22 protein-coding genes are annotated in these 21,749 nt (G+C 47.5%); 2 read left to right on the top strand and 20 right to left on the bottom strand.

Translation table 11 applies throughout. The features are described from left to right. Positions 1 to 8: 8 nt before the first annotated feature. The 6 genes from ACFSB2_RS25735 to ACFSB2_RS25710 all read right to left on the bottom strand — a co-directional run bounded on the left by ACFSB2_RS25735 (position 9) and on the right by ACFSB2_RS25710 (position 5,990). Positions 9 to 1,697 carry a type 2 periplasmic-binding domain-containing protein gene (locus ACFSB2_RS25735; RefSeq protein ID WP_377946051.1) on the bottom strand — a complete coding sequence of 563 codons (1,689 nt, stop codon included), beginning with the start codon at positions 1,695 to 1,697 and terminating at the stop codon, positions 9 to 11. 83 nt (positions 1,698 to 1,780) lie between these two features. Next, positions 1,781 to 2,683 (bottom strand): carbohydrate ABC transporter permease, encoded by a 903-nt coding sequence (locus ACFSB2_RS25730; protein ID WP_377946050.1) that lies wholly within the window; start codon positions 2,681 to 2,683, stop codon positions 1,781 to 1,783. Between the two features lie 15 nt (positions 2,684 to 2,698). Further along, positions 2,699 to 3,661, bottom strand: coding sequence for an ABC transporter permease (locus ACFSB2_RS25725; RefSeq protein ID WP_377946049.1), 963 nt, complete (start codon positions 3,659 to 3,661; stop codon positions 2,699 to 2,701). Positions 3,662 to 3,720: 59 nt separating this feature from the next. Beyond that, positions 3,721 to 4,152: an RbsD/FucU family protein gene (locus ACFSB2_RS25720; RefSeq protein WP_377946127.1), complete on the bottom strand. Its 432-nt coding sequence runs from the start codon at positions 4,150 to 4,152 to the stop codon at positions 3,721 to 3,723. A gap of 58 nt (positions 4,153 to 4,210) precedes the next feature. Beyond that, positions 4,211 to 5,185: a Gfo/Idh/MocA family protein gene (locus ACFSB2_RS25715; RefSeq protein ID WP_377946048.1), complete on the bottom strand. Its 975-nt coding sequence runs from the start codon at positions 5,183 to 5,185 to the stop codon at positions 4,211 to 4,213. Positions 5,186 to 5,189: 4 nt separating this feature from the next. Then, complete coding sequence (locus tag ACFSB2_RS25710; RefSeq protein ID WP_377946046.1) at positions 5,190 to 5,990, bottom strand: sugar phosphate isomerase/epimerase family protein; 801 nt, start codon at positions 5,988 to 5,990, stop codon at positions 5,190 to 5,192. Between the two features lie 261 nt (positions 5,991 to 6,251). Between ACFSB2_RS25710 and ACFSB2_RS25705 the strand changes: the two genes are divergently transcribed. After that, entirely contained in the window at positions 6,252 to 7,499 is a 1,248-nt protein-coding gene (locus tag ACFSB2_RS25705) for an ROK family transcriptional regulator (protein WP_377946045.1), read from the top strand. A gap of 143 nt (positions 7,500 to 7,642) precedes the next feature. Beyond that, positions 7,643 to 8,899, top strand: a complete 1,257-nt coding sequence (locus ACFSB2_RS25700; RefSeq protein WP_377946044.1) for a cytochrome P450 — start codon at positions 7,643 to 7,645, stop codon at positions 8,897 to 8,899. Positions 8,900 to 8,966: 67 nt separating this feature from the next. Here ACFSB2_RS25700 and ACFSB2_RS25695 read toward each other — a convergent pair whose 3' ends face one another. The 14 genes from ACFSB2_RS25695 to ACFSB2_RS25630 all read right to left on the bottom strand — a co-directional run. Beyond that, complete coding sequence (locus ACFSB2_RS25695) at positions 8,967 to 10,349, bottom strand: sulfatase-like hydrolase/transferase (protein ID WP_377946043.1); 1,383 nt, start codon at positions 10,347 to 10,349, stop codon at positions 8,967 to 8,969. Positions 10,350 to 10,404: 55 nt separating this feature from the next. Next, positions 10,405 to 11,226: a carbohydrate ABC transporter permease gene (locus tag ACFSB2_RS25690; protein ID WP_377946042.1), complete on the bottom strand. Its 822-nt coding sequence runs from the start codon at positions 11,224 to 11,226 to the stop codon at positions 10,405 to 10,407. Next, positions 11,223 to 12,164 carry a carbohydrate ABC transporter permease gene (locus ACFSB2_RS25685; RefSeq protein WP_377946040.1) on the bottom strand — a complete coding sequence of 314 codons (942 nt, stop codon included), beginning with the start codon at positions 12,162 to 12,164 and terminating at the stop codon, positions 11,223 to 11,225. Before ACFSB2_RS25685 ends, ACFSB2_RS25690 begins: the two co-directional genes overlap by 4 nt. 149 nt (positions 12,165 to 12,313) lie before the next feature. Further along, on the bottom strand, positions 12,314 to 13,684 hold the full coding sequence (locus ACFSB2_RS25680) for a sulfatase family protein (RefSeq protein WP_377946039.1): 1,371 nt from the start codon (positions 13,682 to 13,684) through the stop codon (positions 12,314 to 12,316). Positions 13,685 to 13,717: 33 nt separating this feature from the next. Then, positions 13,718 to 15,247 carry an ABC transporter substrate-binding protein gene (locus ACFSB2_RS25675; protein WP_377946038.1) on the bottom strand — a complete coding sequence of 510 codons (1,530 nt, stop codon included), beginning with the start codon at positions 15,245 to 15,247 and terminating at the stop codon, positions 13,718 to 13,720. 233 nt (positions 15,248 to 15,480) lie between these two features. Beyond that, positions 15,481 to 15,660, bottom strand: coding sequence for a hypothetical protein (locus ACFSB2_RS25670; RefSeq protein WP_377946037.1), 180 nt, complete (start codon positions 15,658 to 15,660; stop codon positions 15,481 to 15,483). A gap of 142 nt (positions 15,661 to 15,802) precedes the next feature. After that, complete coding sequence (locus tag ACFSB2_RS25665; RefSeq protein WP_377946036.1) at positions 15,803 to 16,822, bottom strand: LLM class flavin-dependent oxidoreductase; 1,020 nt, start codon at positions 16,820 to 16,822, stop codon at positions 15,803 to 15,805. 141 nt (positions 16,823 to 16,963) lie between these two features. Beyond that, a complete protein-coding gene (gene erm, locus ACFSB2_RS25660; protein ID WP_377946035.1) occupies positions 16,964 to 17,806 on the bottom strand; it encodes a 23S ribosomal RNA methyltransferase Erm in 843 nt (280 codons plus the stop codon). 377 nt (positions 17,807 to 18,183) lie between these two features. Continuing rightward, positions 18,184 to 19,011, bottom strand: coding sequence for a hypothetical protein (locus ACFSB2_RS25655; protein WP_377946034.1), 828 nt, complete (start codon positions 19,009 to 19,011; stop codon positions 18,184 to 18,186). Positions 19,012 to 19,165: 154 nt separating this feature from the next. Beyond that, complete coding sequence (locus ACFSB2_RS25650) at positions 19,166 to 19,504, bottom strand: hypothetical protein (RefSeq protein ID WP_377946033.1); 339 nt, start codon at positions 19,502 to 19,504, stop codon at positions 19,166 to 19,168. A gap of 109 nt (positions 19,505 to 19,613) precedes the next feature. After that, entirely contained in the window at positions 19,614 to 20,165 is a 552-nt protein-coding gene (locus ACFSB2_RS25645; RefSeq protein WP_377946032.1) for a 5' nucleotidase, NT5C type, read from the bottom strand. 2 nt (positions 20,166 to 20,167) lie between these two features. After that, entirely contained in the window at positions 20,168 to 20,473 is a 306-nt protein-coding gene (locus ACFSB2_RS25640) for an NUDIX domain-containing protein (RefSeq protein WP_377946030.1), read from the bottom strand. Positions 20,474 to 20,583: 110 nt separating this feature from the next. Next, on the bottom strand, positions 20,584 to 20,880 hold the full coding sequence (locus ACFSB2_RS25635; RefSeq protein WP_377946028.1) for a hypothetical protein: 297 nt from the start codon (positions 20,878 to 20,880) through the stop codon (positions 20,584 to 20,586). A gap of 605 nt (positions 20,881 to 21,485) precedes the next feature. Then, on the bottom strand, positions 21,486 to 21,749 hold a 264-nt coding region (locus tag ACFSB2_RS25630; protein ID WP_377946027.1), incomplete at its 5' end, for an RNA-guided endonuclease InsQ/TnpB family protein.

Genomic DNA, 21,749 nt, shown 5'->3' with positions numbered 1-21,749 from the left:
AAAGGACATTATTTCGTGCTGTTGGATTTCAACGATGACAGGAACTTGACGGCTCCAGGGTCGGCTGTAAAAGAACTCGTGTCAAAAGGTTGCCCCATTGCACTTTGAGAAGTTTTAATATATTGAGCTAATCCGAGATTTTCAACTCCTTGGACATATTGGTTCCAATCTTTGTCGATAGATTTCGATCCATCAATGAACTCGCTCATCCATTGACTGACGAAATTATCGATATTCGTTTGTTCCATCGAATATTGTTGAAGCGCATTTGTCGGTATCCAAACATCACCTGGATACACATACTTCGGCTGATGTCCTGCATAATTCTGCTCTGTCTCCAATTGGAGAAGTGTTTGGTTCCCGGAACCATCTGGTGTGAATGGCGGAATTGCGACTGCCCCGTTACGCCACGCTTCAGACTGATAAAAGGGTCCCATTTGGTCCCAACCGGAGTTTTGTTGTGAATTTCCAGCATAAAATGTACTCCAATTTGTGTTGAACAGCGCTTGCTTGCCCGTAAAGCCCAATTGTCCCTTTTTCGCCTTTGTCCAATACTTTCCTTCCGGTCCGAAATCCGCGATTTGTGTCCCAGTTGGTGTCCAAATAAAATTCAGCAATTTCATCATCTTGATTTCTTGGTCTTTCGTCGCCTTGTTCGTGATGGCGAATGTTGGGTTGCCTGGGTTGTTTCCAGAGAAGGCTGCATATTGAACGCCACTAGGCCCTTTTAACGCGGGGACCGCCAACCAATTCAAAAAACCGCTCTTGGGGTCTGCGATATTGTCAATAAATGAGTTTGATCCGCCATCAGGTACCACGGCGACTTTACCTTGAGCGATTTCACGCTTTGCCGTGTCCATATTTTGACTCAAAGCTTGATGATCCAGTAAGCCTTGTGTGTACAGACTGTGGATGTATTCTAATCCTTGCTTCCATTGTGCTTGAATCGGCGCAAAAACCACTTTCCCATTGTTGATATCAAAATAGTCAGTCCCATCGTCATAGATAAAAGCATTCATCAAAAATGTGATTGGATTGCTATAATAACCGTCCGTCGCCCCAGTTAGTGGAATCAAGCCATGTTGTTTGAAAACTTGCAGTACGTGCGTAAATTCCTGGGTTGTTGTCGGCATCTGGAGTCCGTATTTTTTGAGTAAACTTGTGTCGATCCACATTCCACTCGACCAGAAACAGTGAAAACAGTAGTTATAGCTTGGAATGGCATAGATATTTCCGTCCGGCGCAGTCACATCCTGTTTTAGGCCAGGAACTGTCTGGATGGCTTTTTGAAGATTGGGGGCGTACTGCTTGATCAAGCTGTTCAAAGGCACAAGGATCCCCTGCTGCGCATATTTTAAGATGTCGGCGTTAGAGAATGATCCATTCCAAAATACATCTGGATAGTCGCCGCTCGACAACAACAACGACTGTTTGGTCGTTACATCACTATTTGGAACTTGCACCCAGTTAATTTGCATGTTGAATTTTTTCTCTACGTACTTAGTAAACCAATTCGTTTTCAAATTGATAATATCCGTTGGCGGCGAGGCAAACATAGAGATGACGTTAGATCCCGACGACGTGTTCGCTGAAGAATTGGAGGACGATGTATCATTACTACAGGCAGTGACACTGAATCCAAGGACAGCGACTGTACCAATCGACAAAACATTCCTTTTGAAACGTCTTGATTTCATAATGGATTATCCCCCTATATTATCTAAAATCATCCTATCTTCGACAATCAGAATCTACACACATGCTGGATGGATGCTGGCGCTCACTCTTTCACCGAGCCAATCATCACCCCCTTGACAAAGTACTTTTGGGCGAGCGGGTACATGAACAACACCGGAACGCTGGCGACCACAATGAGTGAATACTGCAGCAACGTCTTCATGTCCTCAAACATCTTCAACTGCTCCGGCGACAGCGTCATCGAACTCATAGACACATTGTTCAAAATCAAGACCTCTCGCAAAACCAACTGTAGGGGATAGAGACTCTGTGAATTTAAGAAGATCAACGCATTAAAGTAGGAATTCCAATTTGCCACCACTGACCACAGCACCAACACTGCGATAATCGGCTTCGACAGCGGCAACACAATACGCAACAGAAAACCGATGTCACTGCAGCCATCCAGTTCTGCCGCTTCGTATAAATCCTCTGATATCGTCGACTGAAAAAATGTCTTCGCCACAATCACGGAAAATACGCTCAAGGCGGAAGGGATGATCATCGACAACCGTGTGTTCAACAGTCCCAGCGATTTGACCAACAGATAAAACGGAATCAACCCACCACTGAACATCATGGCAAACAGCAATGCCCAAACGAAGAATCTGCGTCCGTAAAAATCCTTTTTCGACAACGGGTACGCCATCATGATGGTCAACGCGACGCTCAAAATGGTTGCCCCGACCGTATAAATCAACGAGTTGAGATACCCTGTCCACACCTCTGGATAGCGAAACACCGCCTGATATCCATACAACGTCGGCTTCACTGGCCACAGCCACACCTTCCCCGCTATCACGGCCGAGGCAGAGCTAAATGACGAACTAAACACATAGACGAGTGGGTAGGCAACAATGATCAGAATGATGCTCAAGAAAACATACACAGCCGTCAAGAAGATCCGGTCTCCCGTCGATTCCCGCACTGCAACCGATGTTTTCATTTGTTTCCCCTCTCCTTAAAACAGACTGGTCTCTGACACTCTTCTTGCGACAAAGTTGACAATCAAGATAAGTACGAACCCAATCACCGAATTCATCAGCCCGACCGCCGCCGCAAAACTGAAGTTCGCATCGACCAACCCCATTTTGTAGGTGTAGGTAGAGATGATTTCAGAAGCACCTAGATTCAGTGAATTTTGCAGCAAGAAGGCTTTTTCAAACCCCACGCCCAAAATCCCGCCTACGGCGAGGATAAAGAGAATGATAATCGTCGGACGGATCGCGGTGAGATCGATATGCCAGATCTTTTGCATCCGGGACGCACCATCAATTTTTGCCGCTTCATAAAGTTCCGGATTGACGTTTGATAGCGCCGCCAGGTAAATCACTGCGCCATAACCTGTTTCTTGCCAGACACCGGACCAGACGTAGAGGGAGGGAAATGCCTTGGAACTTCCCAAAACATTCGGAACATTTTGGATGCCAAACAAATGCGCAATCTGCCCCAAAACACCAGCCGAAGGCGACAAGATGATTTCCATCATCCCGACCATGACAACGGTCGAAATAAAATATGGCGCATACGTAAACATCTGCACCGTGCGTTTGAACCGCTCGTGTTTGACCTCATTGAGCGCCAGTGCCAGAATGACTGCGGCCGGTGTGCCGACCAGCAGTGAATAGATGCTGATGGTCAAGGTATTGCGAATCACCGGCCAGAAATAAGGAGAATGATAGAAAAAAGAGAATTCCTGCATCCCAATCCATGGGCTGTGCCAAATGCCTTGCACAGGATTGTAATTGCGAAAGGCAATTTGGGCGCCCGTCATGGGAATGTAGTTAAAGGTCACCAGAAAAGCGAACGGCAACGCGATGACCAAGTACAACTGCCAGTGCCGCTTGATTTTTTTCAGGGGTCCACGCGTTTTCACTTTTTTAGATACCTGCGTCTGTTTGGCTATCGCTAGGTCTGTATTCAAGTTGATTCCCCCTTTGCCGCACTTGGGCATGGTAACAGGACTCAATGTACGTACCACTCCTAAGCTTCTCGAACCACGCCCTTTTTCAAAATCAGATTCCCCTTAAACGCCCGATCGCTTGTGGCCACAATGACAAAAGCTTTTTGCGCTCTTTCATAAAATCCAAACCGATCCAGATAGTTAAAATTTGCAAAAGAAGTTTCCTGCGCTCGCAAAATGCGATGATATTCTTCCCAATTGTCAGGCGCCCGCTCATCCTGAGCCAGCGCCATGACGATTGCTGCGCTTGGGACAGATTGATCCAATGGAAAATAACGCATGATCGCATCCAACAATGGCAGGATGTTGTGCCCATCGTATCTGATCAAACGGTTGGCATAAGCAGTCGCCGGAAAGTTTCCGTCCGCCAACACAATTTCATCGCCATGCCCCATTTCCATGAGACATTTCATCAACTCTGGCGAAATGATACTGGGAATTGACTTGAGCAATAGATTCACCCTTTTCGACAATGATGTCCTCTATGACGGCAAAACTGCTTCTTCCCGGTTATCGTCCTTCCAGAATCGCTTGGGCCAGAATTTTTTCAGCCACTTCCATGGTTTTAAGCGCGTCGGCAAAATTCGATTGCGGTTGCTTGCCCTCCTTTACGGCGTCGATAAATTCGCGGTTTTTACTTTGGAAACCGCCATAGACGTACAATTCGTCACTCCCCGTCATTTGTCGCACATCATACTCAATCCCCAACACATCCCCATCGGCGTACAAGTATCCTTTATGCTCATGCTCTGCCTCCACCGCAATGTTGGGTGCATGCATCTCCACCGAGAAAATCCGCCTGCCGCTTGACCAGCTGTTGATGAGATACCCTGTTGAACCGTTATCAAAGTGCAGCGTTGCGGAAATGTAGTTGATATCCGGCACCTGAACGCGCTTTGTCACACTCTCAATTTTGATTACCTCTCCACCGCAGATCCAACGCAGCGTATCGATGGAGTGCACCGTATCGTCCATCATGCGGTCACGAGCACCTAAAAAAGGCTTGATCTCTGATTTGTAAAACCGGCAAACCGCATGTGTAATGGCGCCCCGTTTCAAGCATTCTTCCCTGAGCTGCGTCACCATCGGTGAACTGCGTCGTTGAAAGCTGACTTGCGTGATGCAGCCTTGTTTTTCTGCCATATAGGCAAGTGCTTGAGCTTGATGAAAGGTGAGGCCCATCGGCTTCTCAATGCATAAATTGAATCCCTGTTCAAGACACCACATCCAAATATCAAAGAAGATGTGCGGCTGACCAATTGCATAGACAGCATCCGGTTTGACTTCATTCAACATCTGCTTAAAATCCGTATAGCGATTTTCAATCCCATATTTATCCGCTGTCTTCTGCAGCGGTTCAGTATTTACATCACAGATACCGACAAATTGAACATCCTCAAAAGAGGCCAGGGACGGGTAGTGAACCGTATTGGCCATGTGGCCCGCCCCAATCATCGCGACCTTCACTTGATTCAATGCCGCCATGCTGCTACTCCCCCTTGTTTTGAAATAGTGACCTTGCATACTGAATGTCTTGTTGGATGAGACGATCCACCTCTTGTTCGGCCGTATATTCAGCTGTCAAACAGATGACGCCTTCATATTTCCGTTTCTTTAGATACGCCGCGACACGCGGCCAGGAAGAAAGTCCATTGGGCCCAGTGGTGAAATGGCGTTGCCACTCTGCCAATTGCGCCTCTGGGCCATTCACGCGGCGATAATACGCATTTTTCAAATTGACCATGCAGAGTTTCGACCAGACAATATCAAGTCCATATTCCGGCTGCTGACCTGCCAAGGCATCATGCGCGGAGTCCCAAATCGCGCCGACATATTTCGGATCAAACGATTCCAGCAAATGCAAAAGCCCCATCGAATCGACGACATTGTTGCCATAGTGTTGCTGAACGCCAATTTTCACACCGTATTTTTCTGCGAGCGGCAATAAACTTTCCAACTGTTGCTGCGCCTCTTTTTCAGATGCCAGATATCCCTTGTCAGGATCTATCACCGGCATGATACGAATGACAGGCACACCCGCCATGGCGCACCCTGCAAATACTCGTTCATCCGTGACGCTGGCGACGCTGAATATTTTCAAGCCGAATTCTGCAAATTCACTTGCTAACTTAGGCAGCCCCTTTTCGGCTTGATCAGGTTCGAGCTGATATCCTTCTCGCAGCGGGAACTCGATTCCGTCAAAGCCCAATTGGCTGAGCCATTTCCCCAAGTCTGAAACACGCTGTGTCTTCCACGGCTTGGTGAACACAGAAAAAGATAAATTAGACATGATACACACTTCCCCCAATTCGTTGATACTCAACCACGATCCCGCTTGCCGTCCACCTGACATGCAGTGCGATCAACAATGAATTAAACAGAATTTTAAAATACTCATAATCAGTTGATTCAAAGATAATACTCCGATCCACTTATGTCAATATACGAACAAAGTTATCTATTGGCGCATTCTGTTGATTTATGATTTTGCATTAATTATGATTAAATATTGGATTATGGATGTCCTGAGTGAAAACAGAGTGAAAAGATGGTGAGCCCAATATCCGGAACAAGCAAAGACCAAAAAGGCACAAAATCCATCATTCTTCAGACACTGCGCATCCGAGGGCCGATTTCCCGCGCAGTGCTATCAGAAATCACCAAATTGAGTCGCGCCACCATATCTGAGGCGATTACCAGTTTTATAGATGATGGATGGATCATTGAGACGGAAAAGATGGAATCTAGAGGTGGAAGACCAGCGATCTCCCTTGAACTGGCACCCCATACGTGTGCGATTATCGGCGCGGATTTGGATGATCAAGTTTGGACCATCGGCGCATTTGATTTATGTGGCAACAGAATCCATTCCATGCAAGTTTATGTTGAGGATTCATCTCCTGAAATCACAATTCAAACTTTATTAAATTCCCTCCACACCTTTATTAAGGATTTAGACATAACTCCCATCCCATTCATCGGGATCGGCTCTCCAGGACTCGTTGATTCCGAAAATGGAATTGTGCAAAGTGCAGCTGATTTAGGTTGGAAACACGTCGAAATTGGCAAACGAGTGGAGAAACATCTGGGTTGGCAGGCGGTCGTTTTAAACCGGTATCGCGCCCGTGGGCTTGCTGAATGCAGATATGGGGCCGGCAGAAATCACAACGAAATTCTTTATATCGGCGTCGGTAACGGATTGGCAGGCGGACTCTATTTAAATCGTCAATTAATTACAGGGTTTAATGGAGGCGCAGGTGAAATTGGGCATATGACCATTGAACCAAATGGACCCATTTGCCCTTGTGGGAATCGCGGTTGTCTGCAAATGATTGCATCAGGCCCTGCTTTAGTACAGGAAACAAGACGTCTTCTATTCGAAGGCGCCGCTTCTCGCTTAAATTCGGATGCTTCATTTGATTTAAGTCTATTAAAACCACTTGATGTCTGCAAAGCAGCCAATGAAGGCGATTCCGTGGCAAAAGAGGCTGTTGAAAAAATCGCCTCATATCTCGGCATCGCCATGGCCAATCTGGTGAATGTCATTAACCCTGAGGTCATTATCTTAGGCGGCGTCATTCCCAAGGAATGCCCTCACTTTGTGAATACATCCACAAAAGTGATGCACCAGCGGGGTATGAAACCGCTCGCCACATCTACATTCGTCAAAACAACGGTTTTGAATACCTTCGGTGGGGCTCTAGGCGCGGCAAATTATGCGTTAGATCGCTATTTGACCTACCCCATTCTCGCAAATCTGCGCGAAACAGCCAAAGCTGCAAACCAGCAGTCGCCGTGATCGACCAAATGTATTCATATCGCCTAAGTACAAGGGCCTTTGCGCCCCGGTGATGAAAAGTTTCGACTGAGGTGATTATCTTGTCTGCACTCATCCCCGGTGATATGATTCTCGCAGTAAATCACTTCCATGGGAGGTTTCATATGTCTGAGGTGTGTCTGTTTAATCCGTATGATCCGGCCTTTCTCGCAGATCCTTACACGACTTACCGCACGTTATTGAATCAAGCGCCACTATTCAAATTGCCGGCAGATTTCCTGCAGCGCAGCTTATCGGATACCGATTGGTGCCTATCGCGCTATGAAGATGTATCGCTCGCGCTGCGTGATAGACGATTTGTCCGCGAGTGGGAAAATGCGAAACCTGCTCAAGCTCAAGCTGAGGCAGCGGCAAACCCGCATCCCACCCCCCCGCCGATGTTGCAGACATACTTTGCGGGGATGAACAGTATGATGTTGTTTCGCGATCCGCCCGCGCACACCCGCTTGCGTACCCTTGTGAACAAAGCGTTTACCCCGATCGCCATCGAGTCGCTCCGCCCGCGAATCACCGACCTAGTCGAGTATTTGCTACAGCCGCTGACGAGCGGATCACAAGTGGATTTGATTTCAGAGTTTGCCTTGCCACTGCCTGTCATGGTCATTGCCGAGATGTTGGGGGTCGCTGTGGCGGATCGAGATTTGTTCAAATCCTGGTCTTTACGCATCGCCCGTTCGATTGACGCTACGCTTTCGGATCCGCAAGTGTTGCAGGAAGCCGCAGAGGCTTATCGGGATTTGTCGGCATATCTCAAAGACGTCATCGCAGACCACCGCCGCCATCCTCGCGAAGACATTTTGACAAACCTGATTCGCGCAGAAGAGGACGGCGAGCGGCTGAACGAACAAGAATTGTTGTCCAGTTGCATCATTCTGTTGGTTGCTGGCCATGAGACCACCACCAATTTGATTGGCAATGGTTTTTGGACGCTCCACCGCCATCCGGACGCTCGTGAATTATGGCGGGAGCAGCCTGAATGGTCCACGTCAGCTGTAGAAGAAATTTTGCGCTTCGAACCGCCTGTGCAACGGACAATGCGCTATGTATCCGATACGGTTCAAATGGGTGATGTGCTTTTGAGCAGAGGCGACAGCGTCTATCTACTTTTGGCAGCGGCCAATCGCGATCCTGCCGTGTTTGCCAACCCAGATGTATTCGATATCACGCGTAAACCGAATCGCCACCTGTCCTTTGCGGCAGGGATCCATTTCTGCCTTGGCGCGCCACTTGCTCGTCTTGAAGGAGAAATCGCGCTGACGCGGTTGGCGCAATCTTCATTGGTCGTGGATAGTGACGTCCCACTCTGGCGCAATATGACGGTATTACGAGGACTGGAAGCGTTGCAAGCGCATGCTGAGTAACGGGCAATGACTTCGCATTCGGTTGGCTGGGGGCAAGTGGACAACGAGTTGCCCCCACTCAAATCGCTCAAAGTTTGTGCCCGCCCACCAGTTGATGCTTCATCCACGCATTCTGCGGCAATCTATCACCTTCTGTGATAAGGATGTCATATAATCGAGTTCGCAATTCGGATAGGATTTTAGCATCGACACGATCAATCAAATTGTCGAGTTCACTGGGATCCTGTTCCATGTCGTACAGTTCGTCAATGTCAGTCGTATTCCACACGTACTTCCACTTTTTCGTCCGAATCATTCGTTGTGTGTAGAGACCAAATTGCTGGCCATTATATGTGGAAACCACTTCTTGCCTCCAATTTTTTGGCGTGTCTCCGTTGAGCATCGGAACAAGTGACTTGCCAGTGAAGTGTTCAGGGACTTCAATACCCAGCAACTCCAAAATGGTTGGTGGCAAGTCAAGCGTGTTGTATATGAAATCTGACCGGATTCCTGCCTTCCAACCACCACTTGGATAATGTATGACAAACGGGACACGCACGACGTCGTCGTACATGATGTAGTGTTTATCCATCATCCGGTGTCCTCCGGACATATCCCCGTGATCCGCAGTAAACACAATCACTGTATTGTCCATCAACTGGTTGCGTTCAAGATATGCCAAAATGTCGCCTATCGCATCATCGACCTGGCTGATGATGGCGTAATAGCGGGCTACAATCGGCGCCCAATCTTCCCACGTAAAGTGTTCAATGTTCCAATTCAGCAGTTGCTGCCTTTGAATGTACGGTTTGTTTGAGAACTCATCACGGAAGCTTCCCCATTCGGGGATCGACTCCGGTTTGTACATCTCCGCGAATTGTTGTATGGGTCTGCAAGGTAGGTGCGGTTCGTAGAAATCCAGCCGCACATGCCATGGCGCCTGCTTTTTCGCGTACTTGCCAATCAAACGGATGGCTTGTTTCCCCAGCCAATGCGTATGCGCGTGTGGCAGGTCAATTGGATTGACCTCCCCAAGCCATCCCTGCGTAAATTCGACGGATATTCCCTCATCTTGAAGGTATCTATGATATTGATCATCCGCTACGTAGTGATGGTACCCATAATCCAGCGGCGTGTACGTAGGGTGAACGTGCCACTTGCCTACATAGCCTGTTGTATATCCCGCCGCTTGCAGCGCCCTTGGCCAGGCATAAGCCTCTGGCTGTAGCGCGCTGGTCGGCAAGCTCAAATCATAATTCCATAGTGCGTTAAATGTTTCATTGCGCCGCCCATGCATCAAGGTTTGGCGGGCAGGACAACAGAGCGGGATCGATGTGTACGCATGTTCAAAAGACATGCCGTTGCGAAACAATCTATCGATATTTGGCGTCTTCACCGGGTATGCGTTCGCAAAACCGATGCAGTCAAACCGCAGTTGATCCGTCACGATGACTAACAGGTTGGGTTTCATGCGTCAATCCCCATTTCGAAGTTTGGGTTTTCCTGATGTTACAGTGGGTCGCATTCTATGCTTTCAAGGCGCCAGAAGTAAGGCCGGAAATATAAGTCCGCATGGTAAAAATAATCAGTACAACGACGGGTACAGTGGCCATGACGTAACTGGCAAAAACGGGCCCAATTTTCTCTACGTCGCCAAAACTCGCTGCATAGTAATTGATTCCCGCAGAAATTGTGAATTTGGCGTGAGCGCCCAGCGCCACAACCGGCCACAAATAGTCTCCCCAGACGTGAAGCGTCTGCAAAATCGCAACGGCGCCCAAAATCGGCCAAGACAACGGAACGGCAACCTTCCAAAACAAGTAGATTTCGCTTGCGCCATCCATGCGCCCCGCCTCGAATAACTCTTCTGGCAACGCATCGAAGAAAGAGCGCACAATAAAAATACTGATGGCCAATCCGTTTGCCACATAAGGAAAGATGAGGGCCCACTCTGTATCTAGAATCCCTAGAGACTTTACCTCCATAAATAAAGGAATGATGGTCAGCGTGCCTGGAATCATCAGGAGTCCCAAAAATATGCCGTACAAAAGACGTTTCCCTGCGAACGAAAATCGGGAAAATGCGTAAGCGGTCAATGCACTCAGCGCGACAACGAGTATCACGGTGACGACTGTGACACCGAGCGTGTTCTTGATAAACACCCAAATCCCGCTCCAAGCCGCGATATAGTTTTCCATGTGCCATTGTTTAGGGAACCCAAACGGTTGCAGTGTAAACGCCTGATTGTCTTTGAATGAATTCAAAACTACGAATAAAAGTGGGTAGTAAGTCAATACAATGAGCAGCCAAAGCGCCCCGTGGCTCCTCCACTGAAACCTGCGAGTCATGCCATCCCATCCTTTTTTCGGAAGCGAAAAGTCAACAAAGTGAGCAAGAGCACCGCCAGAAACATCAGTGCCCCGATGGCCATTCCGAGTCCGTATTCATCGTAGGAGAACGCTGAATTGTACATATCGACACCAGGCACCATCGTGGCGTAACCTGGTCCCCCCTGCGTCAAAACCAAGATCACAACGAAATGTTGGATAGAGGCGATGATTGAAAAGATGGCAACCAGGCGAATCTGCCCCATCAGCATGGGAATATCAATCGCTTGAATTCGCTTCCAGATCGATTTCCCATCCAATGCGAAAGCATCGTACAAATCAGTGGGGATATTCTGCAGCCCGGCCAAATAAATGAGCAGATACAGATTAGAGACCCATGGGAATCCGACAAAGAGCAGGCAGTAAATCGCGATCACAGGATTGGCAAGCCATGTGTTCGTCAGTGACGATAGCCCCACCGTACGCAACAAATCGTTCAGGAGTCCAGATTGCGGATTGAAGATATTTCCCCAGATTTCAAACGTGACAATTGGGGGAATCACCATTGGAATAACCAACAACGGTTTGTACAATCGCCCGAGTCTACTTCGGTGGTTATAGAGGAGTTCGGCGGCTAGAAGCGGCATTGACAAAGAAACAATCATCCCACCAGCGGTCAACACCGCCAAATGGAAAACTTCCACGCCGACATGACCACTCGTGAGATACGCAACAAAGTTATGAAGGCCAATGAAAGTTGGACTGTTGAATCCATCCCAATTGAAAAAGCTCATAACCAGCCCATCGACGGCAGGATAATAGGCAAAAATCAACACAAATAACAAGCTGGGGAGGATCATCAAATACGGCGCAACATTTACTTTCCGCCTGCGTTTCTTGGCGGACGTGTGGGCGGTAAGTTCAGGCGAGTGCTCTACCATGTTGACGGCATCATTCATCGCTATCTCCCTCTCTTCAAACATCCATCGATGCGTTTGCCCACAAGCGCTAAGACACAAAAAAATGCTCCCTAACCATCATTGGCCAAGCCAATGTATCGTTACGGAGCCTCCGGTGGTCCAGTCGGCAACCAGTTGTGATGAGATGTTCAGGCAGTTTCGCCTTTATGCACATGTTGCAAAATTTTATCAGTGAGTATTGCAACAACATCACGATAATCTGGATCACGATACAAATTCGCAAGTTCATGTGGATCCGTTGGCAAGTGATACAATCCCCCATCGCCTGGCGCTGGATCTAAGCAAAGCGTTAACTTCCAGTCGCCATCTCTGACCATCACGAGTCTGTCCGCGTGGCGAATGCCAAATGAACCGAGCGTCAATTCACTGAAGACGGGGCCACTTTCGGGTTCCAAACCTTCTAGCAAGGAAGGTAACAAACTAGGCGCAGTATCGTCAGGGTATTTGCAGCCTATGAAATCCAGCAAGGTTGGTAAAATGGAATGGATGGCGACAGGTGTCTTGATTCGCTGATTGGTGACCCAGGATTTTGGGAACGAGACGATAAACGGAACCTGAACCGTCGTCGGGAAAAATGTTTGCTTTTGCAGCAACCCATAATCCCCGAGATGCGTGCCATGATCCGATAGAAAGACGATGATTGTCTGGTCAAGGAGTTCGTTTGAGTCTAATGCATGCAATAACTTGCCAATTTGATCATCGATGTAAGAGACGTAGTTGTAATAGTAGTAACGAGCGCGGCGAATCTGGGCGTCGGTCAACCGGCGGGATCGACTAAATTTTGCAAGAGAATCACTGACCCAACTTGGCGATGAGACACTCGTGCGCTCTACTTCCGCTGGATACCGAATGTCATCTTCAGTCACCGCATCGAGGAAAGCGGCTGGCACTGTAACGGGTGTATGGGGACCATTAAACGACACCCGCATGAAAAATGGTTGCTGTCTTGCGCCTGTGGCATATTGATCGATCCAGTGCAACGCTGTACCCACCACACTCGACTCAGCTGTCTCCTCTTCGCGACCTGGAAATCGCCCACCGAACACCCAGGGATAGGGCTCTGGCGGATACTGTATCAGGTCATAATCACTCAAGTTCAGGGATTTATCTCTGTACGAGAAGTAATCCACATGGTCACTCAAAACCTGATTGCTTTCCGTCGTAAAAGCCTGATTCTTGGAACCATAATGATGTTTTCCGACACTCATTGTCAGATATCCCTGCTGGTGAAAATAGTCGGTGAGATATTCAATGTATTCCTCTTCATTGTGATTCCACCACACGCCATTCTGGCTCGGATAACGACCAGAGAGAATGGACGTTCGGGCTGGCGTGCAGACTGGAGACGGGGTGATTGCACATTCGAATAGAATCCCGCGTTTCGCGATGGAATCTAAATAGGGTGTATGCGCCCAAGCGCTACCATAGCACCCCAAGGAATCCGTTCTTTGCTCATCCGTCATCACCCACAGTATATTGGGCCGAGTGTTCTGTGTCATGCTCGTTCCCCTCCCATCAACTGCACTCACCGACTATTTTGTCTTATACTTTGACAAATCCACATTATTTTGCGCTGCCCATGCAGCAGCCGCGTTTTGCAGCTTTGTGTCAAACTGCGATGCGAAGGCGTCGTACGAAAGTTGATTGGTGATGTACGCTTGAACCAAGCGAATTAAATCGTCTGTCGCCTGAGCACCCAAGTCGAGATTAAACGAGCCAACCGACAGTGGGACTTTTTTGGTCGGGATCAGCGTGAGCAAGTCCTTGTTCGTCGCTTTTGCCCCCACCATGGTCGGTACCGTTCCGCCAACCTGATCGACCACCTTTGCCGAATTTTGAGGCGTGGCGATGAATTGCAACCAATTGATGACCCATTTCAACTTATCAGGTGTTAGCGTGTGATTGGCTTTCTGCGTAGGGACAAAGTATTGGAAGTTTCCGTTGGGTCCACCGACCACTGCCTGAACATCCAGATTGGCTGAATAAGATGATGTGGCCTTGGTGATGACTGGGAATGGCAGCACACCATACACTTTGCTGAACCCACTGTTATTCAACCAAGGAATGGAAGACGATGCCGCCCAGGCCACAGCTGCCTTCCCTTGAGCAACCAATTGCAAGGAGGAAACCAGCGAATTCCCAGCCGCTGGCGGTGAATTGGTTATTTGAGTTGACCCACTGTCCCATGTGTTCGAGAACTGTTTCAACAGTTTCCAAACCTCAGCATACCTCGGATTGGTCATTTGAATATAACCCCATTCAATCCCAACCGCGTAATCAAGCGGACTCAACGTGCTCGTTTGATGATCCACATTGAACTTCGCAATGTCCGGCTGCAAAAACTCCGTTGCCGCCATGCGCTCCCACCAACTCGTGCCCGTTTGATCCGACAGATCATACGCCAACGGAATAAAGCCTGCCTGCTTGATTTTCATGAGATCAGACGTCAAGTCAGCAAATGTGGTGGGCAGCGTTTTAATGCCCACTTTCTTAAAAATGGACTTATTGTACACCAGTGCAGCGTCTACGTAGTCACCGTCTATTGCCAGGATAGACCCATCCTGATTTGTGAGTTCCTGCTGAAACACCGGATTGAACAAATCACCCCAATGCTTGTTACCGGACACATACGGGTCAGGTTGCTTCAGATACGGCGCCAAATTCGTAAAAAATCCCTTCGGCACGAAGCCGCCGTTCACCTGCAACCATTGATCCCAAACGATGTCAGGGGCGGTTCCCGCATCCCCTTGTGTCGTCAACCATCCAGCATAGTCGTTGTAAGTAGTGCCAAGCGCGAGCGGTTCCGTCACAAACTTAATCTTAATATTCGGATGAATTTTCTCATACTGTTTGGCCAGTGTCTGCAATGCTGTAGGTGGGTCCGGATTCAACTTTGTGGGTTTGATGGGTGTAAATCCTCCAGCATACATTCGAATTGTATAATCCGTCGTGCTTGCTTTGGTGGATGAAGAACTCTGAGACACATTACAGCCTGCAAGCAGCGGCATCATGGCCAATACTGCAGCGGTTGGTTTCACAAAATGGCGCGCCCTCATTCCCATACGATACATCTTCCTCATCTGTTTGATTGGATTGTTGCGTTCCCCCGCCTGTCAAGACACCGCTCATCCGACAGCGACGCAAAAAGGTTCCGTATTGGCGGCAGTCCAAAGACTACTGTCATTACGGAACCTCCGGTGAACCGGTCGGAAACCGACTACTCATCTGTTTCAATTTTCAGAAGTCTAATTTCGATATAACACATGAGGATAGTATACAATCATTGATACGTGTGTCAATGATCTCTGAGAATTTTCTGATTTTTAATCACGCTATGACTTGAAGTATGCCAGAAAATAGCGAGTTGATCTTCTGTAGATGCTGACGCTACAAAGGCCACCTCTGTTGGCCAAGTTTCTTTAAATTGATTTAACATCGCATGCAAAAGTGATCGCTCTTTTGGACCGTCTCCCATGGGTTATCTACGCCTTCCCCAAATACAAATGGCCCATTCTCATTCACACGCGTCATGACATACATATGTCTGGCCATGTGAATTCGGATGAGCCCTCGATGGTTTGATCAGCTACAATGGCATTTTTAACATTCTAGTATAGTCAGCGTTGATTGAAAATGTCCGCCAATATCTCATAAGAGCGCAATCGCGCCTGATGGTCGTAGATCTGCGAACTGAAAATCATCTCATCAGCCGCAGTCTCCTCTAAGAAGCGCCGCAATCCATTCTCGACGGTGTCACGACTGCCAACAATCGTGAATCGGCTACGCTCTGCCAATGCCGCCCGCTCGTAATCTGTACACAAGTCGTCAATATCCTCCACCGGTGGTTTCAACTGTCCGGGAACACCGCGCAACAAACTCAAAAATTGTTGTTGCATCGAAGTGGCCAACCTAACGGCCTCTTCATCGGTATCTGCCGCGACCACGTTGACACCGACCATCGCATGCGGCGCCTGCAAATGCTCGGAAGGCTGAAAATGGCTGCGATAAAGCTGAAGCGCTGGCAGCGTAAAGTTCGGCGCAAAGTGGCTCGCAAAACCGAATGGAAGACCCCACTCTCCTGCTAATCGCGCACTGAAATCACTTGACCCCAACAGCCAGATGGGGATGTTCAGCCCTTCTCCAGGAACCGCTCGCACTGCCCGCTTCGGTTGCGCTTGTTGCGGGTGGAAAAAGGAATAGAGTTCCGCAACGAGCTCTGGAAAATCCTCACCATTCCGGTCAGGTCCGCGCCGCAACGCGCGAGCTGTCGTCTGGTCCGTACCAGGCGCGCGCCCTAAGCCGAGATCGATCCGCCCTGGATACAGCGATTCCAGTGTCCCAAACTGCTCCGCGATGACCAGTGGCGCATGGTTGGGCAACATGATGCCGCCGGATCCAACGCGAATGTTCGAAGTCCCACCAGCAATATAGCCGATGACCACAGACGTCGCCGAACTGGCGATGCCTGGCATACTGTGGTGCTCCGCAACCCAATATCGCCGATAGCCCCACTGCTCTGCATGTTGCGCCAAATCTAAACTATTGTGCAATGCGTCCGCCGCTGTAGCGCCGACGACAATCGGGGCCAAGTCCAGAATAGAAAAGGATATGTCTTGAAGCGATTTTGTAGTGGGCATGATTATCCTCCCCAGATGTTTTCGCAAGGGCCAAAAAACGTCATTCTTCATTGTATCAACAATGAAATTCCGAAGAAAGCAACCACCTGTTTTCCAGCGGGTTTATGGCGAGAATTGTTCAACAAATCGCTCTATAAGCTACTACTTTTTGAGCCTAGGCCATCGTGCGCGATCGACATACTTCAACATGGTGTTGAAAATTTTTCCCCATTGCGCTGCAGTCAACATATACACCGGCTGCTCCCGATGCGCACCGATGTTTCTTAGCAGGTGTTTCATTTGCCCAGGCGTGAAAATACCCCTGAATACATCAATCAATGGCGCTCTGGGATAACTCAGCGCATATGTCGCTAGTGCGGCAAACAACCTATGATGTTGTGGTTGTACCAGTGGTGTATCCCGTCGTGTTGCTAGTAGCAGTGCAGCGTCTACCCTTGGAATCGGTGAAAATTTATCGCGAGGAATCGTGCAAAGAACTTTAATATCGAACCACATTCTCCACACTAAAATCGTGGGATCCATAATCGGACTAGCAGTAAACCGCTTTGCTGCCCCTTTTTCCAAAACCAACGCGGCACGTTGCAGCTTGTTTTGAGGGTTGCTCAACAATTTCTTCATAATGGACGTGGTGATGGAATACGGAATGTTCGAAACGACACAGAAAGGCTCCTTTGGAAGTCGGTAATCGAGGATATTTTGCTGAATGACCTTCAGACCAGGATAAACTGTCGATTTCTCCAATAGATATTCAGCCAATTTTTCATCATATTCAATCGCGATTACCCTGCCTGCCCTCTCTGCCAAAGGAAATGATATTGCACCTCTACCAGCCCCGATGTCGAGCACAGTATCCGTTGATGTGATTTTAGCGGCTTTCATCAATTCATGGATGACTCGCTTATCATGCAGGAAGTGTTGACCAGAAAAATTGGGCCCTTCCTTGACTTTACGAACTTTACGATGAGATTTGTCCTGCTGAACCATAACCATCCTCCATTTCTGCACAAAAGCAACGCTTGCTCGTGTGCAGTAAACGGAAGAGGACATACTTTTACCTCGCAGAAACAATATACAGCGTCTGGATATACAGAAAATTCACTCGCCAGGAATTTAGAACGCAAAAAAAGAGGGCAAGACTCGCCCCCTTGTTGTTTCACGACAATCGTGAAGGTTTCCTGTAATTAGGCAGACCAATCCCATTTACTCTGCACACGGGCAGAGTCTTCGACCATATTTACTTTAATGGGTCAAAGATTGGAACCGGATTCTCACGATACATACTGCCCAAAAAGCCAAAAGGAAACCCTCCTTATTCAAGTTGTGATTATTGTAGCACAACGAACCCGACGATCAAACCACCATCAACGACAACAGCCTCGCTCTTTGCTGCCGTTTGTTCCGTTTGTTCGATGAAGGCGCTGCTTCGTCTTCTGCAAATATTCAGCAATCTGCGCATACCTGCTCCTGTAATTCTTGATATTGCGCATTAATTTTTCATCGTATTCATAGGCTAATCCCGCTATGTAATCAAATATCTTTCCCTGATCCGCTTCATCTACACGAAACAGCTTTATCATCTCTGGCAACTGCTCCGCCTCACCAAACCGATGGATGTTTGTCCCTTTGCGCATGTCCCGCTCAATCATTTCCATGACTAGATACTCTCGAATTAAATCCAGTAGTAGATGCATTCCTATGAGGTTGTCATTCCGAGCAAATTTTTTAATCGTGATCAAATATTTGAACCAAGTTTGGTGAATCTGTTGCTCATATGAATCAAATGCGCCAAGCTCGGGCGCCGTTTTCTGATTTTCGCCAATTTCTATCTGCCCATATACAATTGCAGCTGATTGGTTCTTCGAAATGCCCGTCAATCCCCACTCATTGTACGTGTAAATTGTGGCATCCAAAAGGTGGATGGTGTCCTGGAATTCAATCGCCGTCCGATAAAGCATTGACGCCTGTTCGCTGTATCGTTCACTGCCAATGATAAAGCCAAGCTGGTTGATGGCCTGAACAAACTGGTGTTCATCCACTCGCATGTCCGGCTCCAGTATGACTGACAAATCCGTGTCCGACCAAAAATCAACTTGCCTCTCCATTCGCCGCGATCCGCCCAACACAATCGCCTTTATCCCATTTAAGTTTCCTGTAAGTTCGTCAATGATACGACGCAAAAAAGCGTCCATTTTGCAATCCCCTTTCAGAAACAAATCAACCTCTTGCATTCGCCACTGCATACAGTTTTGTTTCTAAAAGCTAGTGATTGGTTATCACAGGATGAATGGAGAACAAGTAAAATGATATTCCCCACCATGGCTGGACTTCAATTCATATACCAGTTTACACCATTGTGGACGTGGACAGCGCCACCCGCTTTGACATCAGGATATCTGGTTTGCCGATACCATTTGCATCAGGAACTACTCCCGTGATGACGAATCCTCGTTTTTTGTAAAATTCAGCGGGATGCGCACCCGATACTTTGGAGTTCGCCATATGACCAGGCAGATCAGCGTACAGATCCACACCTGAAAACGTCGTACTGTCAGATTCATCGTCGGCTCCAAGCGTGATCGTAATCCCTCCGCGCAGCTTCACCTGCTGTTCGAAAGCATCGACCAATAGCTCGCATACCTGATGAATGAGCTCAGGGGTATTCGTGAGGTCTATGATGTTCAATTATTTCATCTCCTGATTCATTCCCAAAAAATCCATCATTATATAAAAATCAATTGAAGCACACCTCAGATAGCTGGTGTTACATTACCTTCTGTACTACAGTCCCAGTTCAGTTAGATAAGTGTTTAATATGCCTTTTGACCTCAAGCCAATTTGAGGCTCGATAAATCAAGTCGTGACGAACGTTCTTATTGTATGGCTGTTCAAATAAAATAACAGGCCTATTTTCAAGGGCCAACTGCTCTGCGTAGTGCGGACCATCATCAATTAACACATCTACGCTGGACTCAATACACTCCTGTAATTTGTTCTCAGTGAACACAATGTTGTGGTAATTGATTTTATGGTGAATAAGCCAATCAACTGTAACATCACGAAAGAATAAAGGTCGAGAAGTAATAATTGATATTTTGTGATGTTTAAATAATTCTTTTAAAGTTTCTATCGCCATCGGAAATGGTACAGAGTTCCAATGAATATCCCGTCCAAATTGATTATAGATGGAATCTCTTTCTGTCTTATCCCACCCATATAAACGATATAAATAAAAATCATTAACATCATCTGGTGTGAATGACAACCCAGACGCTAAATTAAAATATTTTAAATGAGATTCCGTAGCATCAAGAACTGTATTGTCTAGATCCACCCCAATATGCACGATTAAACCCCTCTTAAACTACCGTTCATAACCTCCCATACTTCCCGAGGCTGTTCAAGAACCAAATCGCACAACTGCCTCAGCTTGCCGAGAATGAGGCCCGTTTCTTCAAATACTTCTCTTCTTGCAGTCTCTTCGAAACTTTCCCCAAGTTCCATTGAACCACCAGGTATTCCCCAGCAATGATTATCCGCTCTAAGTTGAAGCAGTATTTGTCTACGGTGATTTACAAGAATTGCCCCAGCATAGGCGCTGATCATTGGTTTAGTCCCTATTTGTTTGCGCAATTCTGTGACATAGCCAGCCACGCTTGACTCTCCTTTGAAATTGCATTTTATATGCTCATCGTGATCCCTATCATTAAAGCAAGGGAGACACTCTCAGTGTTTCCAAGCTTCCCATAGGTAGCGGAGCAAATTCATGCCCTTGTCCCAAGTGCTTTTCTATTTCCTCTAGAAATCCACATTTCCCGTGTATCTCCGTTGTGATCGATACATATACCGTTAATCGTAATTCCTCCAACGCCTTGGTCTACTCCAAAAACAATATCGCAGCCATTTCCCACAAACTGAAGCTTGTCAGTCAATCCAATAAACTTGAAGCCAAGTAAAATGGGGTCTCCTTCCCCATGTGATTCGTCTGTGATGTCATTTTCCGCATGAATGACCCATGGCCTTGCTTCATAACGTTTGTAATCAAGCTGATCTTTCATCACGCTCGTTCACACTCCCTTGCACACAAGCATAACACGGAAAATTCGAATAAAATGTCCTTATAAGACCTCATACGCAAAAAAATCCCCCACCATAAAGGTGAGGGCAATGAGTCGTTTGAGGATTGCAAACTTCATGCTACTCGACAAATCTCGAAATTTTATTGAATCCGGATACTGCCATCTGGACTGCGCAGACTACCTAGGTTTTAAAAAGCGTGGCTCTTGGCAAGTGATAATGGCTCCTCTTTAATTAAACAAAATGTCTTCCAAAAAGATTGTTCATCTTTCACTCTTTATCCATGGTATTCGACAAAGATCGACAGTATTCTTAAAGAAAGTCCAATGTACGCCGAGAGGAATTACTTTATCATGCAAGCTTTATTTGAAATTTTGATGCTGGCAATCGGTCTAATCGCCATCATTCGCTACCGAAAAAACTGATGCTTCTTTCATAGATCAAAAAATCCTCGTGAAACAGCTTTGTATACAACTTACTAATGGCGGTGACCACTCCCCATGCCTAAAGGCAGGGGCTTCTCAGAACACGCATGGCGCAACCCGCCTACGTTATGTCCTGAAGGCTCAGTCCAAGCCAACCAGTAACGCTATATTGCACGCTTCAAAATGTTTTTTGCGGCGTTGATATCTCTGTCCTGAACGTATCCGCAGTGTTCGCAATGATGGGTACGTTCGGAGAGCTTCTTCGGTACCATTTCACCGCAGTTTGAGCAAAGTTGACTTGTGTTCTTGGGATCAACCAGCACTACACCACGACCAGCTTCTTCCGCTTTGTACGCGGTGAATGTGACGAGTTGATTCCATGACGCATCAACGATGCTCTTTGCCAAGTGGTGATTCTTGACCATGCC

This window comes from Alicyclobacillus fodiniaquatilis, assembly GCF_042678105.1.
Classification (GTDB): Bacteria; Bacillota; Bacilli; order Alicyclobacillales; family Alicyclobacillaceae; genus Alicyclobacillus; species Alicyclobacillus fodiniaquatilis.
Note: the sequence above shows the minus strand (reverse complement) of the source record. Positions and strands in the feature narration are given on the sequence as shown.